Origin of the sequence: Algoriphagus antarcticus (assembly GCF_002150685.1) — a bacterium.
In the GTDB taxonomy this organism is placed as follows: domain Bacteria; phylum Bacteroidota; class Bacteroidia; order Cytophagales; family Cyclobacteriaceae; genus Algoriphagus; species Algoriphagus antarcticus.
Genome location: NZ_MSSW01000004.1, coordinates 43823 through 69282, shown reverse-complemented (window position 1 = coordinate 69282; position 25460 = coordinate 43823). Strand labels below are relative to the sequence as shown.

Here is a 25460-nt window from a genome sequence, read left to right as displayed (position 1 = left end):
TTAGTTATTCGAAAGATTTACTAATTCTCTGATTTTCCTCACTTCTTCCGCGGTTACTTTCTTGGCGGAATTTCCCCAACTGCTACGTTCATGGCTAGTAATCGCAGCAATATCTTCATCCGAAAGTTGGTCTCCGAAAGGGGGCATAGCTCCATATTCAGGCCTTGCGTCATATCCTTGCAAGATGATTCTGATAAGTGTCTCAAGATTATCTTCATTTATGATCTCCGACCCAGCCAGCGGTGGAAATGCTCCAGCTATACCTTCACCATTCGCTTGGTGACAGGCTGCACAAGACTGTGAATATAGTGCTAGTCCATCTGGAAGAACTGCCTCCCCTGCTGTTGACGAATTTGCAGGAGCCACTTTTTTCTTCGAAGAAGGAATGAAAGCTGTCGCATCCATTCCAGGCATATCGGTTTGCTTCAGAGATTGTAGATAAGTTACCAGCTGCATTGCCTTTTGGGTAGCTACAATCTTATTGTCAGGATGGCTTAAGTATTCCTTGGGAACTGATACGATTACATCTGTTTCCTTCACTTGATCAGGAGTTTTCTCCTCAAACATCCACGAATAACCTGGCATGATGGATTCCTTTACGACTATCCGAGGATTATATAAGTGTAAAAGGTGCCATTCTTTGCCGGGCTGTCTTTTCCCTACATTGGTCAGATCTGGCCCGGTTCGCTCACTTCCCAATACAGAAGGGGATTGTTGCCAGACATTCAGTCGTTGCTTGCTGTAGTAGTAGTCCGATGGAATAGACGGTCTATCGCCCCAGGTTTGATCCATCTCGATATTCCGTACTTGTTGGGTATGACAGGCGACGCAGTTTTCACTTACATAGACTTTAAGTCCTTCCAGTTCATCTGCAGTAGGTTCGAGCATAGTTGGAAGCGGTTCTGTTTTCTGAAGTTGAAAAGCTGGAATCACTGCCACGATCAACGTCAAGCCCAGAAAAACCAGGAAGGATGTCAAAACCAGACTATTTAGATTTTTATGAAAATTAAACATGTGTTATACGTTAGCTAGTGTGGATTTCATAGGAACTACTGCTGGCTTTGCAGCATCTTTCCTTTCTCTTACCATCTCGTAGAAATTATAAGCGAAGATCAGATGCGAAATGAACATCAGTGTGCCGCCTATGGCTCTCCAAACCCAATAAGGCTGCATCAGTACTACTGACGTTATAAAGGTATCGCCAGCAATCCAACTCAGCCCACGTAGCGTACCGCCAGCCATCAGCGAAATCATATAGGCGAATAATCCCACGAATGCAAGCCAAAAATGGACACCAACAAAAAGCTGCTTGGGTTCATTTCCAGTAATTTTGGGCAGTAAAGCATAGATAGCCGCCCAGAGCAAAAATGTGATAATCCCATACATGGTCATATGCGAGTGGGCTACATTAAAGTCTGTGAAGTGCCATACAAAATTGGTAAAGCGAAATGCCTGCAAACTTCCCTGAGTAGATCCTACAAAATAGAAGACCACTCCAACCAAAAAGAAAGGCAATACATAGCTTTTGGAGATGTCATTCCAGCTACCGCGCATGGTCATCAGAAAATTTGTAGTGCCGGCCACTACGGGAATAAACATCCCAGCACTGAATACAATCGCCACCGTCTGCAACCACCATGGAAGTGGACTAAACACAAAGTGGTGCGTACCGATCATGGTATAAAACAGCATCTGAGTCCAAAATGCCAATACACCAAGAGAATAAGAGTAGATTGGTTTGTTGAGTGACGAAGGCAGGTAATAATAGACTAACCCAAGTGTAAAGGTCATAAACCACATTCCCACGCCTTGGTGCATGTAGTACCCTTGAATCACTGTCTCTCCCAAGCCATTTTGGTACCATGGCAAGTAACCGATTATCGCCAAGACGATTGTCCACACCATGGCACCCATAATATACCAGTTGGAAATATAGATTTCTTCAATTTTGCGAAGCTGAATGGTCTTGTAGAAATTGTAAAAAGTAAGAATCAGCCCGATGGCAAACATGATCATCACCGGCCAGATGTACTCACGATATTCTCCACCTCCATTGTTGATCCCCGACATCAAGAAGATATTGCCGATCACTAAGGTAAGGTTGATCAAAACCCAGGTAGTCCAAGCGATTTTATAGTTATAAATCTTAGTGTTGGAGGTTTTGGCAATTACAAAATACCCTAGCCCAATCATAGCCAGAGATGCCCATCCCCAAAACACTGTATTCGTATGAACAGGTCTCAATCTACCGAATGACAGAAAAGACACCTGATCTAAATCAGGCCACATAAATTTCATCCCTAAATACTGACCTACGAGGGTTCCAAAAACCAACCAAAAAGTAGCTGCACCAATGTACCAAACCACTAAGTTTTTCAGCTCAACGGGAATCTGCAAGACAGAGCGAGATCGCTTCTTTTCATCTACAAGAGGATTTTGCGGATCATTCGTATAGCTGGAGACAATTCCTTTTCGGTCCACTGCTTTCCCACCTTGATATAGTTCATCGCCAGTTAGCTTATAGGTTTTGGCCGTTTTCCGCTCCTCCAGTACTTCATCTATTTCATCTTCTTCAAGTTGATATAGCTCCTCCCGGAGCTTTTGAATCGTTACTTTTTCGTTTTTCCGTTGGAAAAAATTCATGATGGATGATGCACGCTTTACCACGATTAAGATCGCAATCATCAATACCAAAGCAATCAATACCAAAGTGCCAATAATCCCTGGACTTGCAAGCCAATTATTTGTACTTGGATTTGGCGTTGGTTGTGCGGCTAGTGGCAAATAAGCCAAGCATGAAAGTAAGATCGTTAATCCAACTTTTTTTTCAGACATTTTTGTCGTAAATAAAATCAAATTTTTTTTCATCTCATTAAAGTAGATTTTCCAGATTTAAGGCCTTCAGCCAATTCAAAGATAGAAGTGGAATTTAGCATGCTTTTGAGGTCAGCTCTGACTTTTACAAATTTGGAATGCATAGGACAAGGTTGTTCTGCATCACAATCTTTCAGCCCAAGACCACAGCCATTAAATATGGAATCCCCATCAATCGCCGTGACTATGTCTATCATGGTTATTTGACCCATTTGGTACTTATCAATATAAAAACCGCCATAGGGTCCAGTGACAGATTGAACGATATTTTCCTTTACCAAAGCTCCGACGATTTTGGCTGTGAAAGCTTCTGGCGAATCAATATGCTCCACTACCTCCCCTATCTTCACACGTCTTTCGAGCATAGACTGAGAGGCTATGTATATGATTGCTTTGATTCCGTACTCGCAGGCTTTTGAAAACATAGTTAGGTTTTGATATGCCAAAAGTAAGTAGATTTTTATTTAAGACAAATTTATCTTAAATAAACTTTCAGTTAGCTCAGAAACTTCTCAGAATTAGAACACCATTTCTTTAAGAGATTAGTTAAATAAAGTTTGCGTAAGACTAGAATTCTGGAAAATACAGCATGCTTCTTTCCGCATTTTGTTTTATTTAGCGGAATGAAAAGTCTTTTAGTCCTGTTACTGATTTTTACATCCTCACTCACTTCTTTCGCTCAAGGAACTGACTTCATACTACTGAAAAAAGGAACCAAACAAAAATCCCAAATCCGATTTTATCCAGGCGAGGAAATCACCTACAAAAGCACAAAAATAAACTACTTCGTGACAGATGTGATCCAGAGCATAGATCAGAATTACATCTATCTCAGCGAAAACATCCTTTCGCCTGAGACTATTACTGAAATCGACATTCGGGATAAAGATCGAAGAAACAGTACTTTGAGAGCATTGAGTGTATTGACCATAAGTGCGGGAGTCATATTGTTCGGAGCCGAATCCATCAATAGCATTTACCATGACAATGAATTCGCCATCAGCAGCGGAGTTGGGCTTGCTTCTGGTATTCTAGTGGGAACTGGACTCGTTTTGCTTCCGTTGCGGTACAAGACATTTAAGAATACTGGCCGAAATAAAATCCAGCTCATTCTGATGAGAATGGATTAATTGAGGAATACTGGCAAAAACAGATATTTTTTCGGACTTTTGCACCCTAAATTTTAACCTAGACAGATGACTTCAGAACAACTGAAAGACTTGAAAGCCCGCACATCGGCTTTGAGGAGGTATCTTTGACTACGATCGTAAGAAAGCAGAAATAGAAGACCTAGAGGCCGTATCGGCCCAGCCTGATTTTTGGAACAATCCAGAAGAGGCAGAAAAAAGTATGAAACAGATTCAAGCCCGTAAAGCCTGGACCAGTTCATTTGAAAATCTTAGTAAAACCATTGAGGATCTCGAAGTTTTATATGAGTTCTATAGCGCAGAGGAGGTTTCTGAAGAAGAAATCAAAGCTGAGTATATCAAAGCTGAGGCTGAGGTACAAGAGCTAGAACTCAAGAAAATGCTTTCATCGGAAGAGGATCAGCTGAATGCGGTAATAGAAATCAATCCGGGAGCTGGGGGAACAGAAAGTAATGACTGGGCCTCTATCCTCATGAGAATGTATATCATGTGGGGCGAGAAAAATGGCTACAAGGTCAGAGAAGTAGATGTACAACAAGGCGAAGTGGCAGGGATCAAATCCTGTACTTTGGAATTTGAAGGACCACTGGCTTATGGATTTTTGAAATCTGAAACTGGCGTTCACCGCTTGGTTCGAATCTCTCCATTTGACTCAGGGGGAAGAAGACATACGTCTTTTGCCTCTGTGTATGCCTATCCAGAAGTGGATGACACCATAGAAATCGAGATCAACCCAGCAGATGTGGAATTGCATACATCTAGATCAGGTGGTGCCGGTGGACAGAACGTGAACAAGGTGGAAACAAAAGTTCAGTTGACTCACAAGCCTACTGGAATCGTGGTGGTCTGTCAGATCGAGCGTTCCCAGCTTGCCAACAGAGAGAAGGCTATGCAAATGCTGAAATCTCGTTTGTTTCAGATGGAATTGGAAAAGAGAAATGCGGAAATCGCAAAGATCGAATCTTCCAAAATGCGTGTCGATTTTGGATCGCAGATCCGAAATTATGTGCTTCATCCTTACAAACTGGTAAAGGACAATCGAACTGGACATGAAACCTCTGACACCCAGCATGTACTGGATGGCGGATTGAATGAGTTTATGAAAGCATTTTTGCTGGCGCAAAGCGAAGAGCAGGCAAGTAAAGATTAATACTTAGGGCCAGGGTTTAACTCTGGCCTTTTTTCTACATCAAGGTTTATATGAAAATTAGCTCTTCATTTTTTACTGTAGATTTTTCTCTACTCTGTTTAAGCTCCTTCCTGTTTTTCTCTTCCTTCAATATGATCATTCCGGAGCTTCCAGAATATCTCACCTCACTTGGTGGAGAAGACTACAAGGGGTTCATCATAGCCTTGTTCACACTCTCAGCGGGACTTTCTAGACCATTCAGCGGGAAGTTAGCAGACAAAATCGGAAGAATTCCCGTGATGATGATCGGAGCAAGTGTATGCTTTGTGGTCGGAATGCTCTATCCCCTACTCAGTTTCGTTGGTGGATTTCTATTTCTGAGGTTCGCGCATGGTTTCTCGACAGGGTTCACCCCTACTGGGGCTTCAGCGTATGTCGCTGATATTGTCCCTTATCAAAAACGTGGCGAAGCGATGGGCTTATTTTCGCTCTTCGGCTCTATGGGAATGGCTGCAGGACCTGCTGTCGGTGGATGGCTGGGCACTCTATTTTCTATAGACACAGTTTTCTATGTATCCGCATTTACAGCCATATTTTCAATTCTTATTTTACTAAAGCTCAAAGAAACACTACCAAACAAGCAAAAGATTTCCTGGAAAATGTTTCAGTTACAGAAGGATGAGATAATTGAGAAAAGAGTTCTGGTTCCCTCTGGAATACTATTCCTATGTGCCTTTTCTTTTGGAGTAGTGCTGACAATCATACCAGATTTCTCCACTCATTTGGACATAGAAAACAAAGGGCTTTTCTTTGGTGTCTTTACCGTCTCTTCCTTGGGAATCAGGCTGTTGGCAGGCAAAACCTCCGACCGATACGGCAGAGTTCCGGTAATGCGCGCCGCCAGCGCTACGTTAGTTTGTGCAATGGCTTTGATTGCTTTTGCAGAAAGTAAATTCGCATTATTGGGATCAGGTGTTCTCTTTGGCTGTGCAGTGGGGATGTATAGTCCTACTACAGCTGCATGGGTCATAGATCTATCGTTAGATCAATTTCGCGGACGCGCTTTAGCTACGATGTACATTGCTTTGGAAGCTGGAATAGGCATAGGCGCACTAGTTTCCGGATTTCTTTTTGCAAATAGTCCTGAGAATTTCCGCTTGGTATTTCTTACCAGTGCTGGCTTTGCAGGACTCGCTTTCATTTTTCTGATTTTAATCAAAAAGGAAAACCGAATCCCAGAAGCTATTTAATTACCTAGGTGTTTATTCACTCTTGGTATGGCGAAAATTTCTTTCTGACGACCGTTGTAATACGTCACTTTTTGCCCGTCAAAAAAAGCTCCTTCTTCCAGCATAATCCGCACATCCTTATTCCATTCTGGCACAAATACCACTGCATTCAATTCGATGGCATAGCCTGTATTTGCATTAAGAGGGAAATCGCCAGCTCCGGGAGTATCGCCTTGGTTGTCCCACATTCCGATCGTTGGACCAGCGGAATGTCCATAAAAACCAAGTGGATGCGTGTAGATACTTCCTCTGATACCTTCGGCATCCAACACTTTACGAGAAGCTCGAAGTATTTCATTCCCAGTTTTCCCTGCTACGTAATTAGAAGTCAGGATATCCTGCACTCTGTTCCCCTGCTTAAAAGCTTTATTTAAATAATCAGGAACCTCGGTTTCGCCAGCTTTAAGTACATAAGCCATTTCCTGGGTATCTGTATTCAGCCTTAGGTAAGTGATCCCAAAATCCACATGCAGCAAGTCCCCAGGCATAATGACTGATTCAGGAGACTTAGTAGCAAAGTTTCTGTTTTGCTCCATATTAGCTGGATCAGCTCGCTGAATATCCACCGATGGATGAAACCAAGTGTCCAATTTCAGTTCCTTGATCTTCTCTCTATACCACCAGACTACATCTTCTGTGGTAGTTGCTCCAGGTGTAATGACAGCTTCCGAAAACCCCTCACTTATAATTGAATGGGCAATTTCCTGAATATGTTTGTAGGTAGCCATTTCAGGTTCAGTTCTAGTTTCTAACCAACGCACGGCGAGAGTTTGTGCAGATACTACATTCTGCTGAAGATTTTGAGGTAAATATTCTAAGAATATTTGATGCTCATTGGTGGTCAAACCGTCTGCATGCCCATAATCTTTGGCATAATTCAATCCTATTTTCTTAGGATTCTTTGAGGAGATTAATTCCATCAAAGCTTTCCATTGATCTGGCTGTGCCTCTGGATCCCAAGCTCTTTTGAAAGATTTACCTACATCGTATCTGGCGACAGCATATGTTTGCACAGGTGCATTTGCCGAAGGCTGATACATTACCAAGATCGTCCTGCGTCTCGCTGCCATCCAAGTAGCTGGTAGCAAAGTTCGAATTACCGGATCCTCATTGTACTCTCTGGAAATTACCACCCACATGTCAATGCCTGTCTCCGTCATCAAATTAGGAAGAAGATTTTGAATGCGGTAGTCAAGCCAGCCATCAATGACTTCAGCTTGCTCTCGCTGAGTCAGTACTGCCACATCTTGCGCAGAACTAAGATTAGAAATCAGGAAAAGGGAAAATACGAATAGTAGCTTTTTGATCATAAAAGGGTTGATTAATGCTGAATATAAAACAAAAAGTAAGAACAGGCAGTAAAATTAGGATTGAGAATACTTAAGCGGTGACTATCGGTTTATTTGCAGCTATCATCCGATTACTCAACTTATGGAAGCGGTAAAATAATACGACCGCAGTGATACTTAAGCCTATCAATAATCCATACCAAATTCCGAGTTCAGCCATTCCCAGTTCAAAAGCCAAGAAATATCCAAGCGGGAGACCAATCACCCAATAAGCTACCAGAGTGATCAAAGTAGGGAATCTAACATCCTCCATACCTCGCAATACTCCCAAGCCCGCTACTTGTACTCCATCAGAAAGCTGGAACAATCCAGCAATGATCAACAAAGACGCAGACAAAGCAATCACCTCATCGTTATCAATATACAGCGTAGGGAGATAGAATCGCATGAGAATGAAAAGCAATCCTGTAATTGCCATAAAAATCAAAACCATACCAAAAACAACCATTCCAGCCTCCCGCATACTTTTGTAATTCCCCCGACCGATCTGATTACTTACTCTTATCATCCCAGCCGTACTGAGACCAGAAACCATCATATAACTAATTGAAGCTAGATTAATAGCAATCTGATGAGCAGCAAGTGCATTTACGCCTATCCATCCCATCATAATAGCTGCGGCACTAAAGGCACTCACTTCGAAAATGAATTGAAAACCTGTAGGAACGCCGATTTTCAAAATTCTATTCAGCAATAAAAACCTCAGCTTACTGAGTCCCAATTGAAGATTGAACACGCGATATCTCTTAGATCGCATTACATAAAGCCCCATCACGATCGGCATCAAAATCCGGGAAATCAATGTTGCTAATCCCGCACCGTTTAATCCCATTTCAGGAGCCCCTAAATTTCCATAGATAAGCACCCAGTTTAGAAATATGTTGATTAGGTTACAGAAAATCGTGACATACATCGCCTGCTTTGTCTGTGAAATTCCTTCAGCAAGTTGCTTAAAGGACTGGAAAATCATGAAAGGAAAAAGTGACGCCGTGATTATATAGAGGTAAGGAATCGTAAGAGTCACTACCTCCTCAGGCTGGTCAAGAAAATGTAATCCTTGAGATAAGCCTACAACCACAACAGTGAGAAGCACTGCTGTGGTAATATTGATCCACAAACCATGCTGAAACAGATGGCCGATTCTCTTGAATTTTCCCTTTCCTTCTGCCACGGATACTAACGGGGTAATCCCCATAGAAATCCCCATTCCAAACATCAGAATCACGAAAAATATACTATTACCCAATGATGCAGCAGCCAGCGGCACCGCACCCATTCGTCCTACCATCATACTATCAGCTACTCCAACCAATACTTGACCTAATTGGCTCATGACCACAGGAAAAGCCAAAGTGAAGGTGGTGTTGAAATGTTCTTTGGTAGTCATATTATAAGTTTAGAATTCTAGCTGCCTTGAGAATGCCGGCAATACTGATTCCATCAGTGATTTCTCCATTCATCACCATTGTAAGAACTTCGGTAAATGGCAATTTCTTTATTTTGAGAACTTCAGTTTCCTCAAACTCAGTTTCTCCTTGCAAAAGGTTCTCAGCTAAGTACACAAAACCCACTTCGTCTGTGACGGAGTTGGAGGTGTGAATTTTCATGATTTCTGTCCATTTCTCAGCGATGAGCCCCGTTTCTTCCTTAAGTTCACGCTTGGCACTTTCTAATTTATCCTCATCCAAAGGCCCACCTCCCATCGGGATCTCCCAAGCATATTCATCCAGCGCATATCGAAATTGACCAATAATCCAGGTATTCCCGTCTTTGTCAATGGGAATTATACCCATTGCTCTGTTCTTGAAATGCACTTTACCATAAATGCCTTCGTTGCCAGCAGGATTTATGATATCATGATGCTCTACTTTAATCCAGGGATTTTCATACATCGGATTAATCTTCTTGGTTTTCCAGGGATTGTGTTCCATTTGTTCAAAAAAAAAAGGGTGACTTTCGCCACCCTAAGAAAATAATTAAAGGCTGATTAAGCCGGGATAGGCATTACTTTAGAATCCTTGAAAGTAGATAAAATAACCATGGATTGCATAGAATCTACTTCCTTGATTTCTGATACTTTCTCAAGCATCAAACTCTGGTATGAGGTAATATCTTTTGCGATGATCTTTAGGATAAAATCGCCGGTTCCGGTAATGTGATGACATTCTATCACTTCAGGAATTATATTGATTTCCCGCATAAATGCATCAATATTCCCTTTGTTGTGACCGATCAAGCTGACCAAAACAAACGTACTAACACCCAGCCCGATCTTCTCAGGATCTAGCTTAGCGTGGTAACTCTTTATGATACCTGATTGCTCCAATTTCTTCACACGCTCTAACGTAGGAGCAGGAGAAAGCCCTATATCTTTTGAAAGTTGAGCGTTTGTAATTTTGGCATTAGCCTGAAGGATTTCCAGAATCTTTCTATCGATTTTATCGAATTTTATTCTTAAGCTATGATCCATGATCTCGTGCATTTACAGAATTTTATACGGTGCAAAGTTAATATAATTGATGATTGTTTTAAACCATTCATCAGAATTTTGAAGAGTAAATTCGAAATATTCTTAATATTTCTAAGCCATTATACAAACAATCCTTTCAAAATCACTTGCCACCTCTACATAATTCAAATTATCTCCTGTTATTTAGTGTGGGAACGTCACTTTTTCAGTTAAAGTTTATTCTTTTTTATGAATTCTCTGGCTTCTTGATGAGCTGGGTGTTTTCGCTTAGCATACTTCTTCACTTCCTTGAAATACTTTTTAGCCAAAGTCTTGTTTTTCTCTTCCATCGCTATCTTTCCTAATTGTACCAAGGAATGTAAATAGTATCCGCTTTCCTGTGACTCAGATTCCTCTCCAAAGGATAGTGTTTTGAGGTAATATTTCTTGGCTTCTGCCCGATCTCCCAGCCGCTCGTTGAATTGAGCAATATAAAATGCTGCATAACGCCCGCTGTTAGATTCATAGCCTGGCAATTTAGCATCTATTCGATCCAGGATTTCTCTTGATTGCTGCACAGATTCCGTCCAACGTCCCACTGCGTAAAGGTGTCGGGCATACGATCTATGGAAATAGGGGTTGTTGGGGAATTTTCCATGCAAATACTCTGAAATCTGTAATGCTTTAAAAGGTTCCTTCTCCTCAGATGCATAAAGTCTAAACAAAAAATACTGCGCTTCCACCCGGGTGTAAAAAGCATTATTCGCTACTTGCTCCAGTTGCTGCAAGCCTAGCTCCTTATTCCCCTTTGGAAAAAGTGCCATTACTGGCCTCATAAGTGGATAATTTTCAGGAATCCATTCGGAGAAATAATTAAAGAGTGCATCTCCCAAAAGCAATTCCGGATTAAACTCTTCCTCACCTCTACTCAAATCCATGTATTTCAGCGCGTTTCTTCCTGCCCAAGCGGCTTTAGTCCAGCTTTTTCGTTCAGAATATAATCGTGATTGAAATCCATATCCAGCTGCCAAAAAGAAAGCAGCCTCCTTATTAGTCTCATCTTCGTCAAACATAACCTCCGCTTTTGCGATAGCTCTATCCAAGTATTTGACGAAAATTGCATCATACTTCTTATTGGTCACATCTACCTCTATCCTCCACCAGTAGCCCAGGGCAACCAAGAATTCGGGCAATGGATGATTTGGATACTGAATCGCAAGTACAGCATAATCCCGCTCAGCCGTAGGGAAATCAAAATTGTACATGCTGTTGATCGACTTGGTAATCCTAAATTGAAGGCCTCTGTCCAGCAATAGATACTTGGAAGGTGCAAAGATCATAGAATCTGCTTCTGCCCCCTGAGCCTGAGCGATACCAAGCGCAGCTAACCAAATACTTAGAATCATCGCGATTCGTGTTAACATATATTTCTTTCTATTTAGACTTCAAAATTAGATGTATTCCCAAACAAAATTTTAGATTTGACACAGATTCATCTTAAAAATGGCTAAAACTTTAACTCCAGAAGGACAACGTCTGAAAGAACTAATTGATTTCGATAAGAGGATTTATTTTTTAGTACTCGTCTTCTTATTTTTGCTGATCAGGTTTCTGACCAATACACTTATACTTGAAGCCATTCCAGATTACAATAATTTGGAAGCCAGAGGTGACTTCATGATTTTTCATATTTTCAATGCCTTGAATTATCTCTGGACTCCTCTTGCTTTACTTTGGAAATTCACTGTAATCGCCTTTCTCTTTTGGCTAGGAGCTTTTCTTATAGGTTACAAAGTGCCTTATAAAGAGTTATGGCAGTTTGCCCTTATTGCGGAAGTGGTGTTTATTTTCCCAGAATTGGTTCGACTCCTAGTTTATATTGCTCCTCAGACTGGCGTTACTTATACAGAAATCGATGAATATAGAGCTCTTTCATTACTCTCCTTGGTCGGTGCAGATAATGTAGCAGCTCAATATCACTATGCTTTATCCACTATGAACATTTTCGAGATTATCTACGGAATTGTCTGGCTATATGGATTTCACATGATCAGTCGCCGACCTTTTGCGGAATGTACTATAGCGGTATTTGTGAGCTATTATATTCCTTTGGCAATTTGGCTTACGTGGTATATAATGGTCTATAGAGGTTGACCATTTTTACTACAAAAAGGGATCAGCTCAAAACTGATCCCTTTTTATCATTTATATGCAATTTAGAATCCTTAACCTAAGTCCATTACCGTCGGGGTAGTCCAAATAACATACTGAACAAATTACTACATTGACGTTAGCTCTTTGGCAATAATGTAAATCCCCATAATCAGCACAAACCATCCAAAGCCTTTTTTGAGTGCCTTTTCATTTATTTTTTTGGACAAGGAACTACCGATAAATATCCCAACTATAGATAGCCCGGTAAAAATCAGTAACATTTTCCAATCGATCGTTTGATTGGAAATATCACCTAAAAATCCGATTAATGATTTAGCAGCAATGATCAAAAGTGAGGTACCTACGGCCATTTTCATCGGCAGTTTTGCTAGAAGCACGAGTGCTGGAATAATCAAAAAACCACCACCTGCACCTACAATACCTGTAACCAACCCTACTACGATGCCCTCCACTGCGATTAAAGGAATATTAAACTGAACTTTACTCTCCTCGTCCGAACTATCTCCCCCATTTCCCTTGATCATAGAATAGGAGGCTGCAAGCATTATTAAAGCAAAGAACACCATGATGCCAAGGCCTTTGGTAATCTCAGTACCTCCCAATACAAGCAATGGATCAGGAAGAGCCGGGACGATAAATTTCCTAGTTAGAAAAACTGCAATAAAGGAAGGGATTGCAAATACTAAAGCGGTCTTATAATCCACCAGTTGCTTCTTCATATAGGTAAAAGAACCTACAAGAGAGGTACTACCCACTACAAATAGTGAATAGGCTGTCGCCAATACCGGGTCAATACCCAAAATGTAAACGAGTACCGGAACTGTCAATATAGAGCCTCCACCGCCGATAAGCCCCAAACTAACCCCAATAATTACCGCAGCTGCATATCCTACTAGTACTATAATTTCCATTTCAAAATTTTCTAATTTGATCTCACAAAAGTACCCGTGATATCTAAACTTAGAAGTGACAAATGTTACACTTATTGCCTTGAGGCAAAATGTCCTTGCATCAATTTTAAAAAAAAATTGAGCAATCGTGGATCCATTACTTATTCCTAATATAAAAACAGAATAGCTGACTATTCTTCTACAATTGTCTAAATTAATGCAAGTAATCCTAAGGCTATGAAGATAATTATTCCTGTTGACTTTTCAGAAAATTCCATCAACGCATTAAATTTTGCTGTAGCCCTTGCCGGGAAAAAAGATAGTGAAATAATTTTAGTTCATGTAATAGAGGCAGTTTTCGATTTTGCTTCTCAAGCTTCTATTGCAATAGAAAGCTTGCATAGAGACGCTAGTTCACTAATGCAAAACACCTTGGCGAAATATCAAGACTCAAATCTAAAGTTTACAAAAATCATCAAAGAAGGTACTGCTTCTATTTCGATAGCCAGGATTGCAAAAGACAGTGATGCCACCTTAATAGTAATGGGAACTCAAGGCGCAAGTGGTATCAAGGCAGCACTTATAGGCAGTACTACTATCAATGTAATCAAGGAAACCTCTGTACCTGTTCTGGTCGTACCTGCTGAATCAACTGCTTCGGAAATAAGAAAAGTGGCCTTAGCATTAGAGTTCTCCAGTCATGAAGAAAAATTCATCGACTGGGTCATTGATATGAGTATAAGGTGGGAACGCGGAATGGAATTCGTCCATGTGCAAACAGCTTCTGACTTAAAGGAGGAGCCAGGAATCCAAAAGCTGGAGGAGTTCGTGATTTCACATTACCCTGGATTGCCCGTGAAAATTCATACTTTTTATGCTAAAACTCCAGTAGAAGGATTAGACCAATTTTTGGAAGAAAATGAAAATGTGATTTTAGTAATGTGCCACCAACACAAAAACCTTTGGGAGCAAGTTCTCAACCGAAGTCAAACCATCCAGATGGTGTTTCACTCAAAAGTCCCACTGCTGGTAATGCCTTGATTATTTACTGATCAATTCTTCAAAATCATCACGGATATAGATCACATTTCTTCCAAGCTCTATCCATTTCTTTTTCTCTAATTGCTTCAAAAGTCGAGATACAACTTCTCTTGAGGTGGTCAGTTCATTTGCAATTTCTTGATGTGTGGTATGAAGTTCATTTGTCTTAAGCTGCTTCATTTTCGTCACAATGTATCTCATCAATCGCTCATCCATACGTTTGAAGGCTACTGCATCAAGCGCAACCAGCATTTCCTGAAAACGGTTTTGGTAGGTATTCGCCACAAAATCTTTCCATTCCTTAAAGTCATTAGAAAATTGGTCAATTACATTGATGGGTATGCCGATAATAGTGGCATCCTCTTCCACCACTGCTTTAATCTCACTAGGCTTAGAAGAGGAGCAGCATGTCAATGATAAAGCACATGTCTCTCCCGCATCCAGAAAATACAAAAACAACTCTCTGCCTTCATCGTCCATTCGAGATATCTTGATGAACCCGTCCAAGACTATTGGAACCATCTTAACAAATTGCCCGGGCTCCATCAGTACTTTTCCAGCCTTTAAATTCATGAGTTGACCCTTTGCCAAGATCTGCTTTAATAGTTCAGGATCTGTAAAAAAAGGTAATGCTTCCTTTAATTCTTCTGTTGTCATGATGTGTTGAAAAGATGGCGAATCTAAGAATCTACGAAATTTCTCCGAGTGATTTATATCACAATTACACAATAAATTTAGTTCAAAAAAAATATTCATTTCATGAGAATAAACAAACGAGAGTGAAAGTTCTATTTCGCTCCTTGCCTACCACGCAGCCTTCAACTCTACTTTGGATATAATACGAGAGAACCGCAAAGTTTTCGCCTTAGTAATAAAGGCAGCCTTCAACTCTGCTTTGGATGAAATCCCTGTGATCTCTACCCCTAGAGCTTGGCAATTTTAGCTTGGGCTTTTAGGATTTTGATTCTAAAAGAACACTACATAATTTAAAAACTTGAATATCTAACGAATAACGTTTCGTGGGCCATTAGGTCGCCGGACAGGCATGTCGAACCACCCTGATCAACGCGGTTAATCGACTTTCATAAAAAATGCCTTTCAAGTGATTTGAAAGGCATTTGTTGTATTCCAGTTTTGCACTTATTCACATGTGGGGCAGCAGACGAACGGTACCTTGGTTAGCGGTGAGGTTCTCAAAATCCTAAAATGCCCTAATCCTTTACTCAATGGGCGAATGTCTGACATGAGATTCACTTCTGCTCTTTTAGATTTTAATCCTTCAGCCATTCGATCAGATACTCCATTCACATTGGTATTTCTATAATCATACATATGGTCATGAATATTAGTGATATTTCCAAAAACCTCAACCACCAAAACACTGAGAGGACTGTCTTCTGGCAATCCAAAAGAAATCAATTTCTCAGCAATGTCCTCGGAAGTCACTACTGCTGTGGCTACAGGTTGCTCATCTTTTATACTTGCTACAAGATTACCTAATTTCAAAACCGCTGGGTTCAATTTTATACTTCCTGTTGTGTAATCTCCGATTGTAGGTTTGAAATATACCTGCTGAGTCAAAGCATTAATTTTCTTTAGACGCTCAGGCTCCGTGTTTACTCTCACTCCTATCTTCATTTCTATCTCGCCTAACAAAATATTTCGATGATCTCTTCCGTCTGCTTGAAAAACTTGGGCATAGACTAATGTCCAAAGACTAGTTCTTGGCGGTTTGGAGGTCACATTTTTACCATTATGTACAGCCTTTGCATAGGATGCACTTACGTACAAATGATTCTCATTCCTATTGAGAGAGCAAAGTAATGTAGGTGCTGGATGCTGAATTCCCGTTACTCTCAAAGGTCTTCCAAATCGACCTTGGGCTGTAGACCAAAGATTATCCTCCCGATCAGGCCATTGCCCATGCCCCACTCTGAATTCATAAGTAAAGAAGCTAAACATCTCAGCACTTTCTGCATGTAATCCCGGAGGAATAGGCATCATATAATGCCGATCACTATCAGTCGCTTGTATCATTGGCTGCATTGCTCCTATTCCAGCTTTATCATCACTTTGACCTGGAGTGATCTGTCTGGTGATTTCTGGATCTAAGCTGATTGGAGCTTCTTCTGGGGGAATAAACTGCTCCCCATCATTTATAGCAATTAACTGATCAGGAGCATTTCCTAGCATCCTGCAAAAATAGGTATCATCCGGATTGTCTATTGGCTGATCAAACTCTACCCATAAATAGCGCTTTCTAGCTTCTGAGGAACTATAATCATCAGTTCTCTCATAGGGAGAAAAGGCAATTCCAACACTGACTAATTTAGGAATTTGAATTGGCGCAAGAACGGTTGGAAGTGTCAGTCGGTCTGTTTCCAATGTTGCAGCGCTGGCGTGGCCTTCCTTAGTTTTAGGCTTGATTTTATACTCAGCCCAGAGTTCGTCCGGAAATTTTAAATCTCCATTACTTTGTTTCAGTTCATTTTTAGGATCCAAAGCATCTATATATATGATCCTAGTGTAATTTCGATTTACCCGATCAAAACGATCCGCCTGCAACGCCTCAAAAGAAACAGTATGCTTCAATTCAATATCTCCTAAATAAGTATTTTTTCTAATTTCTGAATTTTTATCTTTTCGAAAATTAAATTCCCTTTCAATTTCAAAGGCAACGTCATTCAACGTATCCCATGCCCAGTCTCGATTGACTTTATAGCTCAACGTAGCAATCCAATGATTATAGAGATCTGCCTGGGTAGCAAAAGTGATAGAACTGCCATCTGGCGCTAAAGAATGCCTGATTCTTGAATTGCAACCAAAAGCAACTCGCTCTCCTTTCGGAGCAACCAAGGTTAAACCTTTTGCCTCCAATCCAAGTGCATTGGCTAGACGCTCTACGACACCTGATTGCTGCTCCTCAGAATCTCTTCGTAAAAGCGATGAAAAGATGTTCCCTTTAATTGCTGGTACACTATCAGGTTTTAGAAAAAGTGCCTGCACAGGTTGAATTGCCTCGAAAGGCTGCAATAAATCCAATTCATTTGATGGCTCCTTATAGAACATGAATTGTTGAACTTTCCCGAATCTGCTATCCTTGTCTTCGCTATCATTAATAAAACCAAAATAACTCTCGGGTGCTCCATCAGAGCTGGCTTCTCCTCGCAATGATATTCTAATATGTCTTCCAGTGGGCAATATCAACTGCTCCATCTCATTAATAGCATCAATCAGCAATTCCTCATTCAAAAATGGATTTGCTTGCTCACCTATATTCAAGACAGGAACATCAATAAACTCTATCGGAACATTCAGAACACCATCAAAATCTGTAGGAAATGTTCTAGTGGTCTGATATAGCGTGATAAAACTATCTCTTCCATTTTGACTCAATTGAGTATCCATCCGAAGTGACTTCACCTCTACCCGTATCTTGACCTGCTGAACATCGGGATCTGCTAATGCAGGTTTCAAGCCATCCGCCTGAAATGTTAATTCCTTCAACAGCTGAATTGGATCCTGACCTATGCTTTGGTATTTATTTGTAAACACCACTGCTGGATACTCCAATAAAGGTCTCTGAATTACGAAACTTGGATTTGAATCAAATTGAGTTTCTTCATCATTCGTAGCATTAAAGTAGGTTCGTAGATTACTCCTAATTTCGACTGGCTTTTCAATGCGAAGCATTCCTGGATTCACATACCTTTTGAACGAAACACTTGTTTCAGGACTGGCTGCTGCATTTAAGGGAGCATCATCCAAATTTGGCCCTCCACCAGAAATATCAGTCATCCGGATTCTAAACTCATAAGAATTCCCATACCGAAGTTCCGTTGTTAGCTGAGAAGGGATTAGTGCTCTATTCTGAGCGACTCTTTTATCCTGCAATTCATTTTGCTGTCCCCCATTGTCCTCGTGGTTTCTATAGATTTCCAGTGCATCTTGATCCTCAGTCACTAAACTCTTTCCTATCCAATGAGCATAATACATCGGCAACCAGTAATGATCGCTATTGGGGCCACTGATTTTATTTGGATAGACCTGATAAGGCAATTCTGTGCTGCTAGAGTCCAATTGTCCGGAAAACATATTTTCAGACTCATTGATCTCAATGCTGTTCAGACTTTCCCATAGATTTCCCACAGCAACTTGTCTGACGTCAATATGATAGCCCATTACTCCTAATGGAGCATCGATCCTGCTTAAGGAGCCAGGGTCAGAAGGGTTTTCGATCATCTGGCGCAAGTACCAAACCAGTATTTGCTCATCGTCCCAACCTAAGCGAATACCTGCATCAGATTGTGGAGGTAATTCATCTTGACTTTCTTCCAACAAATTACCACTCACTGGCTGATTGGCATGCACTATTTTAGCAAATCCATCATTGTAAGTTTGCGCTTCCATAAATAGCTCGTCCCAAGGCCCCAAAGGAACCGGCTCACTCGGATCAGATACTTTCTTATAAAGTACCGGGAATAAAACAGGAGCAAATACAGGTCTGGCTGTTCCTTGGGTCAATGCTGGAATCTTAGCAGCATATCTCTTTATTAGTGGTCCATTCGAATTTTCCAGTAAACCCGCTTGCGCAATAGCATATGGATCATTTATAATATCCGCATACAGATATCCTCCCTCTTCAAACCAGCCAGCTTCAACTTCCATTTGAACTTCATAGATCATTCCGCAAGCTTTTGCCAATAACGGTTGTCGCAGGATATTCGCAAAAACTTTACCCCAGCTCAAGCTGCTTCGAGGCTGATAATTTATCGTAGGTATTTTGTCTCGGACAGCACAGTGATACGCGTCATCTGTGACTGCATTCGGATGTCTGGGTTGTGTAAAATTAAAACTCTCCAAGTAAGATTTTGGCAAGTATTTTTTAATGCTTTTCTCCACTGGCACAGGGTCGGGCAGCTTATCCGAATTATCAGTAATCGGAAGCGGCATTGCATCTGCTACTTTCTGAATTATCGCTGCTTTATCGGTGGCTGGTATGATAGTAACAGATCTTACAATCGGAATCCTGCTAGGGGCTGTCGCATTACTAAGGGGGAAATCATCTGTTCCTGTAACTATAGAAATACTAAATTCAGGTTGTAAATTTGCAAATCCCGGAACATTAGTGGGATTAGGCAGACCTGTCGGCCAATCTGAAAACGGATTTGCATTTCGTGGCACCACCACGATGTTAACCGTCAATATATTTCCATCAAAACGCTGAGGAAAAGTCATTAAGGAAATTAATCTTCTAGGTTCCATAATTTGTTTTTTGAGGTAAAAAATTAAGCTATCTGACGGCTTTCTTGCCAGGTCTCTTCAAAGCTGATATTGATAATAAAGCAAATGCTGATATCCAATCCGAAAGTCACTGAAGCTGTGCAATCCGTCCTGTCTTCGCTAGCTATTCTTTTCACAGTACCACTCGCTTCTATGTAAATCGTAACACTGACAATGCCGCCAAGTAGATTTGCATGTCCTTTGAATAACATGAATGCTGTGATCTCAATGATATCTGCATCTGCATACATTTCGCAGCCTACCATATAAGTGACACTCACATTACCCACTACAGGTAATCCTACAGAAATATTGGCACCAAAGCCAAACTTCAACATCAGGCTAGGACCAATCTTCGTATCGCAAGCGATCTTAACTTCTACTGATCCTACTGCATATATCGTGGCTGCACCTACTGTCACACACATCACTTCTAGTCCTCCGTTGAATTGGACAAATCCACCAGCCGTCGGCAAAAGTTGCGAAGGATCTGAGGTTACCTTCAATGCTGCATTAAAATATACACCCAAAGAAAGTCCAGCTTCTAGTCTCAGTGGACATTGAGGTGAGTTGTAAACAGAATCTTCTGGTGGGAAGCGGATCAGCGGGATTTCTTTGGTGGCTTCAAACTTATACTCCCAAATCTCTCCTGCATTGCTCATCGCTATTTGAAGACCTTTCCTCATCACAGCTCCATAATCTCCGGTACTAAGTGCTGCTAGCATCTGCAATAATTCAATTACAGGTTCTAAAGCATCACTAAATTCTACTTCAGGAAGTGGTATTCCATCCAGAGGGCCCGGGCTATCCTTATCGCCTGCATATCCAGACTCTTTTCCTTTCGCTGCATCAAAGTTTCCTTTGATAGTCATAAGCCGATCAAACGAACCCAAATCAACCACCATAGCCACATTATTGACTTTGCTTTTCCAAGTGTCGGCTAGGTCTGTGGCAAATGAATCCACATCAAAATTGAGCTTGGAATCCACATATTGCTTGGAGCCGTTTTTTGTTTGCTCAGCCTTATACTCAATATAGATTTTCAAAGCATCCATATCGACTAGATATAGGGGATCGAAATTGGGAATATCAAATGCCAGCGCCTTATTCAACACGCTATTTGCTTCACCTGAAAGAAGCTTAAAACCTTTATCTACGATTTTCCCAGCCTCTTCTTTAGCAGTTATCTCCATTAGCTCCAACACTTTCCTACCACCATCAGTAGCTGTATTTTCTATAAATGCCGCTACATTATTTCCATCTTCATCTATTCCATTTAATAAAGCGATTGCTTTTCCGAAGTTGGAATAGGCATCTCCTACATTAGGAAATATGCTGCTTCCGTTCATGAGTTTATACGCATCAGAGAAAATCGGTGGAGTCTTACTCAATAGTTTGCCAATTCCCTTTTTAAAGCTAGGCGTTAGGAAAAGTGCTTTTTGTGTAGCCGTACTTTGCAGGAATCCATAATTGATTGTATCTACTTCTGGATTTCTGAGGATTTCCAATGGGTGAGCCAAACGAACCAGATTATTCGTCACATCTGATGCTTTGACAACGATTTCCTTTTGCCATTCCCCTATACGAATCAAAGGGATCGGAATATGCGGTGGAAGAGGCGTGACTTCTCCACTTCCTGTTTCATGCTGAACCATGCTCCAGCTTCCATCCTTAGGAAGTAAAACTGATCCACGAGTCGCTGCTACGAAAATTGGTTCACTTGATGGATTTCCTGGTTTTTCAGAATGAGAAATATCGAATCGATTGATCTGCATCCGCTGACCAGACGCACTCACATCCATTTCGCAATTAATATTCCCGCCTATTAAACCTCCTTGAAGCATTAACAAGGATTTCAATTGCGCTGGGGTAAGTGGAACACCAGGAGGAGATAATTGCACATAGCCAAGAATCTTCTTAGCTGGAGTTCTTCCGCTTTTATGTCCCTTGACTAGATTTTCTACAGCAATATCTGCATCAAAATAAACGGCTACGCATTTCACTGCCTGATTAAATTGTGCCCCTAGGTTCTTTACCTTTTCACCATTTTCATTGATATAGTTTGCATTTTGGCCTATAGTATTTATAGAATCAAAATCAGCTACCGTTCCATCTTCCTGAATATTTGTGATATTAAATAAACCTCGTAAAGTCCCTGGGTGTAGTTCAAATGGTGACTCTTCTACTTCGGGATTACCCGCCACCGTTTTGTCAATGTACTTGTACCGGAAATCAAAAATACCATCAGATTCTGGTTGCCAGCCGCTGTCAGTTCTATAAACAAATCCAGAACTCGTCCTAAAAATTGTAATTGTTCGAACCACACGAATTCCCCAAGGATATACAATGCTTTTGACTTGAATAACTTCATGTCCTGTACGACCGAGCATGATATCAAATCTTGCCTGACTTGTTTGAGCGATTGCAGCTGAAGGACTTAGCCAGTTACTGAAAGTACTTGCTCCATAGCCAGTAAAATCAATCTTACTTAGTGGTACTCCCCTTTCTCGCAATACAGTAGGATTTAATGCATCTACGAAAAACTCCCCGTTGAAAATGCGCGTCACACTATCACCCAGTGTACTTGATCCTGTTGCAATTCCATTAGCTCCTAGCACATTTGCAAGCTGAACTGTGAAGCCAGCAAACATGGGCAAATCGTTCTTTTTGGGCTCATCATTAAATTTCTTTCCATAGTTTCCGGCAGTGGCTCGTATCTGAATACCTCCCCGCATATCATTGGGGAAATTCGGACGAACTTGACTTAGTTGAGGTTTAATGGTTTCCCTGCTGTTAGTATGCGAAAGCTCCGCCGTCGCCCTAAGACCAAAAGGAAGTGTAAATAATGCAGATACAGGAGTTTGTTTCTGCTCATATTTCTCCAAAATAAAATCTACAAGAGGTTTGGGAGAAATTGCAATTCTTTCCTGATGCTTATTTATCAATCTAGTAGGGCCTCCATCATTGGCATAGTAGTTAAAAAAAACAGGCGGATCTCCGGGTTTGTTCAAGCCAGGAGGAGTCAAGTTAAAGACTGGTTCCCAGGCTACCTGTGGCATCATAAATAAACGAGTCATCGCACCTTGTGCCATTACTTCCATTCCCTCCACAGAAATCAATTGTCCATCTGTCTGCGAAATAGTTGCTTCTGACTCATTCACCGCTCTTGCAAAACCTGTGGTCACCCGATCTCCTCTGGATATACCTAAACTGACTCCCAGTTGATTGGCATTGGAGCTCACATCCATCAAGGCAAAGTAATCCATTTCATATGGCCTAGTAAAAGGCTGAAGTTGCTCGTCATAATTGGGCAAAGCATTGCCTCTGCCTACTGCCGTCGATTTTAATGTCTCCAGCCTGATATCAGACGATTTCAGTTGATTCACCGCCATAAGACTTGGAGAAGGTGCTTCGCTTGCTACTGAAGGATTTGTAGTAGTAGTATTACCAGGTCCAAAATGAAAATTAACCTGAACTTTATCTTCTTTTTCATTTACAGGCTCTTGGGAAATTTGGCAAATCAACCAACTTTGGATTCCTTCCATCCCTCTAGTCTTTCTTCCAAATTGCTTGCTAAGAATCCCGAGATTCGCCACATAAGGATCCGGAAGAGTTGGCATGTAACTGAGCATACCAAAAACCAGGAATGTTTGACTTTTAATAATCCTACTCCAATCTTTATTACATTCTCCAAAAACTAGCGCACCATTTACTGGCGAAAGAGTAAAAAGTGCATTTTCAAGAGCTATCGCAATACTTTTGAAACTAGGCACTTTATCAAATGGTAGCTTATTGTCCCACAGAATATTGTCATCCAGTATATAAATCAAATTTTTGTCATCCGTGCCAGCCATTACCAATGCTGAATTCTTAGTTTTTACAGAAACAGGAAAGCCATTGACTTGCAACGGTCTATCAACTTTGATTTGAGTGTTTGCCAAAGCAACCAGCATCTCCGTTCCTTCTGCTAGTGAGTTGTACATAAACACTGCAGACTTGTTAAGGGCTAATGAAACGGAGGTTCCATACGCATTTAGATCGTCTTTCCAATGATCGATTTCCTGATACGCGCCTTCTCCATTAGAGATCATGTCGGTAATCCCGATCCTTCCATTTTCAACAAGGATCTGTGGCTTCTCCAATTTTAGGTTTTTGCCCTGAAGACCTTTCCACCTGAACTTCAATCCAGCCTTTAACTCCTGAAGTATCCCTCCAGATCCTGCTACTTCCAAAGGTGCATTTACATCCAATAGTGCTGCTGGGATTGCCCACCAGGAATTGCTAACAGGAGCTGATTCTTGAATTTCGACCATTGGGCTTGCTTGCTTTTTAGGAGCAAACTCTGCCACTGAACAGGCATAAGGAATCAATAATCTGGATAATTGACTATTGTAAGTCGGCGCTTTATTAAGTCGGTTGAAGGATGCCTTTTGGTCATAAACAGTCCATTGTGCGGAACCACTTTCCGAGATTTGAGCCTTTGAAATTCCTGAGAATGAAAACTTCAAGCTTTCTGGATTTTGAACTTTTGCCTCGAAAGCATCTTTTCCATGTGACTTTTTGGAATCTAATGCATCTGGGCTTTGGTCCACCTCCAGTTGTACTTGGACGGAGGTGTTAGGCGCTAAGACAAGTTTTCCTCCCTGGAGCGATGGATTTATACTCAATTGGATTTTACCGTCCTTGACTTTCAGTCCCGCATATCTATTGTTTGGAGCATTTGATGCAAGCATATCCGCTCGGATATAAAAGCTACCTGCGGCAACATCATAGATTTTAGCCACTTCAATTGGAGGAGATTTGATCTGCTTAATTTTAGGCTCTACGAGGGAGGCTTTAAATAAAAGGACAGGGAGATTACTGTTTTGCTGGTATATACCAATCAATTTTGTCACTCTGAAAAAATCAATTATAATAATCCTCCCGTCGGTTTTTGTAAAAGGCCCAATTGATTTTTCCACTTTGGCTCCAGCCGCCCATGCGGGGACACTGGCACGAATCTGAGTACTTCTAATTGGTACTTCACGAACAAAGGCTTTCAATTCAGGCTCTTCTACTTTGGTAGATTTTCTATCGGTGGCCTTAATTGAATCTTTAATTGAGGGTCTTTTTACAACGGGTTCAATAGATTCTTTCAGAGGAGTAGTTGTAGATTCCTTGACATTAGCTTTTTCTGCTTCTCTGCGGATAAGTTCAATTTTTTTCTTCGGGATTCTATCTTGGAAGAAAAATTCAGATCGCTCGAAGCTGAGTGACTCTGATTTGATTTCAGAACTATCCTGTATAAGCAGCGACCTCGCCAATAGAGGGACTCCTTCCTCCCATTGTTTCTTTTCCGCTGCTTTGTCTGCATTCAGGTGCCCAAAAATATTGGCCAATAACGATTCAAGTTGATCTTTTTCCATGGTAAAAAGTTTATAGAACAGTGATGCTTTTTTACCTCAAAAACTGCTACCCTCGGCTACAAATAAAAATCAACCCCAAAAACAAGTTTCTGCCTAAAAAAAGCTAAGTCAAGTTATGAAAAATAATGAATGGAATACTAGGAGCGCCTAATCTAAATCTTTGAAAATCCAATAATTACAATTACTATTTTAGTATTATTTACCCATTCAATTTAAACCAAAGACTATACTTTACAGTAATCAATTTGAAACCCCTAATCTCATTGTTCATTAAAACTACTGCTTCATAATATTTCTGAACTATTACCCCAAAATTCTATACACATTTGCCAATGACTTTCTCAAACTCAATCAAGGATCTGCATGCAGGTATTTATTAAAAATCTTGGTTTTTTGAGTACAACCATGTTTCCGATTTCAAATCTGAA

At 40.9% G+C, this 25460-nt stretch carries 17 protein-coding genes; 5 read left to right on the top strand and 12 right to left on the bottom strand.

Annotated elements, in window-relative coordinates; translation table 11 throughout:
- From BVH04_RS03280 to BVH04_RS03270, 3 genes are read right to left on the bottom strand one after another with little or no spacing between them, the layout of a single operon-like run.
- Entirely contained in the window at positions 1-1014 is a 1014-nt protein-coding gene (locus BVH04_RS03280; protein ID WP_086539904.1) for a cbb3-type cytochrome c oxidase subunit II, read from the bottom strand.
- 3 nt (positions 1015-1017) lie between these two features.
- The gene (locus BVH04_RS03275; RefSeq protein ID WP_240510819.1) at positions 1018-2835 is read right to left on the bottom strand and encodes a cbb3-type cytochrome c oxidase subunit I; all 1818 of its coding nucleotides are present in this window, start codon (positions 2833-2835) and stop codon (positions 1018-1020) included.
- Positions 2836-2864: 29 nt separating this feature from the next.
- Complete coding sequence (locus tag BVH04_RS03270; protein WP_086539902.1) at positions 2865-3299, bottom strand: RrF2 family transcriptional regulator; 435 nt, start codon at positions 3297-3299, stop codon at positions 2865-2867.
- 198 nt (positions 3300-3497) lie between these two features.
- On the opposite strand from BVH04_RS03270, the gene BVH04_RS03265 reads away from it, so the two are divergent.
- From BVH04_RS03265 to BVH04_RS03255, 3 genes are all read left to right on the top strand, one after another.
- On the top strand, positions 3498-4004 hold the full coding sequence (locus BVH04_RS03265) for a hypothetical protein (protein ID WP_086539901.1): 507 nt from the start codon (positions 3498-3500) through the stop codon (positions 4002-4004).
- A 66-nt stretch (positions 4005-4070) separates the two neighbouring features.
- A protein-coding gene (prfB, locus tag BVH04_RS03260; protein WP_116116472.1) for a peptide chain release factor 2 occupies positions 4071-5172 on the top strand; the annotation gives its coding sequence in 2 pieces (ribosomal slippage) (positions 4071-4130 and positions 4132-5172; 1101 coding nt in all).
- A gap of 50 nt (positions 5173-5222) precedes the next feature.
- On the top strand, positions 5223-6401 hold the full coding sequence (locus tag BVH04_RS03255) for an MFS transporter (RefSeq protein ID WP_086539899.1): 1179 nt from the start codon (positions 5223-5225) through the stop codon (positions 6399-6401).
- Here BVH04_RS03255 and BVH04_RS03250 read toward each other — a convergent pair.
- The 5 genes from BVH04_RS03250 to BVH04_RS03230 form a co-directional block, all read right to left on the bottom strand.
- Positions 6398-7750: a M24 family metallopeptidase gene (locus BVH04_RS03250; protein ID WP_086539898.1), complete on the bottom strand. Its 1353-nt coding sequence runs from the start codon at positions 7748-7750 to the stop codon at positions 6398-6400. The genes BVH04_RS03255 and BVH04_RS03250 overlap by 4 nt on opposite strands.
- Before the next feature lie 70 nt (positions 7751-7820).
- Positions 7821-9176: an MATE family efflux transporter gene (locus tag BVH04_RS03245; protein WP_086539897.1), complete on the bottom strand. Its 1356-nt coding sequence runs from the start codon at positions 9174-9176 to the stop codon at positions 7821-7823.
- 1 nt (position 9177) lies between these two features.
- Positions 9178-9720 (bottom strand): NUDIX domain-containing protein, encoded by a 543-nt coding sequence (locus BVH04_RS03240; protein WP_086539896.1) that lies wholly within the window; start codon positions 9718-9720, stop codon positions 9178-9180.
- Positions 9721-9776: 56 nt separating this feature from the next.
- Positions 9777-10259, bottom strand: coding sequence for an Lrp/AsnC family transcriptional regulator (locus BVH04_RS03235; RefSeq protein ID WP_086539950.1), 483 nt, complete (start codon positions 10257-10259; stop codon positions 9777-9779).
- A gap of 209 nt (positions 10260-10468) precedes the next feature.
- On the bottom strand, positions 10469-11662 hold the full coding sequence (locus tag BVH04_RS03230; RefSeq protein WP_086539895.1) for a tetratricopeptide repeat protein: 1194 nt from the start codon (positions 11660-11662) through the stop codon (positions 10469-10471).
- A gap of 79 nt (positions 11663-11741) precedes the next feature.
- Here BVH04_RS03230 and BVH04_RS03225 point away from each other — a divergent pair, with 79 nt between their 5' ends.
- The gene (locus BVH04_RS03225) at positions 11742-12392 is read left to right on the top strand and encodes a sulfate ABC transporter permease (RefSeq protein WP_086539894.1); all 651 of its coding nucleotides are present in this window, start codon (positions 11742-11744) and stop codon (positions 12390-12392) included.
- A gap of 125 nt (positions 12393-12517) precedes the next feature.
- On the opposite strand, the gene BVH04_RS03220 is transcribed toward BVH04_RS03225, so the two are convergent.
- Positions 12518-13324 carry a sulfite exporter TauE/SafE family protein gene (locus BVH04_RS03220; RefSeq protein ID WP_086539893.1) on the bottom strand — a complete coding sequence of 269 codons (807 nt, stop codon included), beginning with the start codon at positions 13322-13324 and terminating at the stop codon, positions 12518-12520.
- Between the two features lie 216 nt (positions 13325-13540).
- Between BVH04_RS03220 and BVH04_RS03215 the strand changes: the two genes are divergently transcribed.
- On the top strand, positions 13541-14344 hold the full coding sequence (locus BVH04_RS03215; RefSeq protein WP_086539892.1) for a universal stress protein: 804 nt from the start codon (positions 13541-13543) through the stop codon (positions 14342-14344).
- Here the strand turns inward: BVH04_RS03215 and BVH04_RS03210 are convergent, their stop codons facing one another.
- From BVH04_RS03210 to BVH04_RS03200, 3 genes are all read right to left on the bottom strand, one after another.
- On the bottom strand, positions 14345-15001 hold the full coding sequence (locus BVH04_RS03210) for a Crp/Fnr family transcriptional regulator (RefSeq protein ID WP_086539891.1): 657 nt from the start codon (positions 14999-15001) through the stop codon (positions 14345-14347). It lies immediately after the preceding gene.
- Positions 15002-15484: 483 nt separating this feature from the next.
- The gene (locus BVH04_RS03205; protein ID WP_116116474.1) at positions 15485-19609 is read right to left on the bottom strand and encodes a hypothetical protein; all 4125 of its coding nucleotides are present in this window, start codon (positions 19607-19609) and stop codon (positions 15485-15487) included.
- 23 nt (positions 19610-19632) lie between these two features.
- The gene (locus tag BVH04_RS03200; RefSeq protein ID WP_086539889.1) at positions 19633-25032 is read right to left on the bottom strand and encodes a hypothetical protein; all 5400 of its coding nucleotides are present in this window, start codon (positions 25030-25032) and stop codon (positions 19633-19635) included.
- Between the last annotated feature and the right edge of the window lie 428 nt (positions 25033-25460).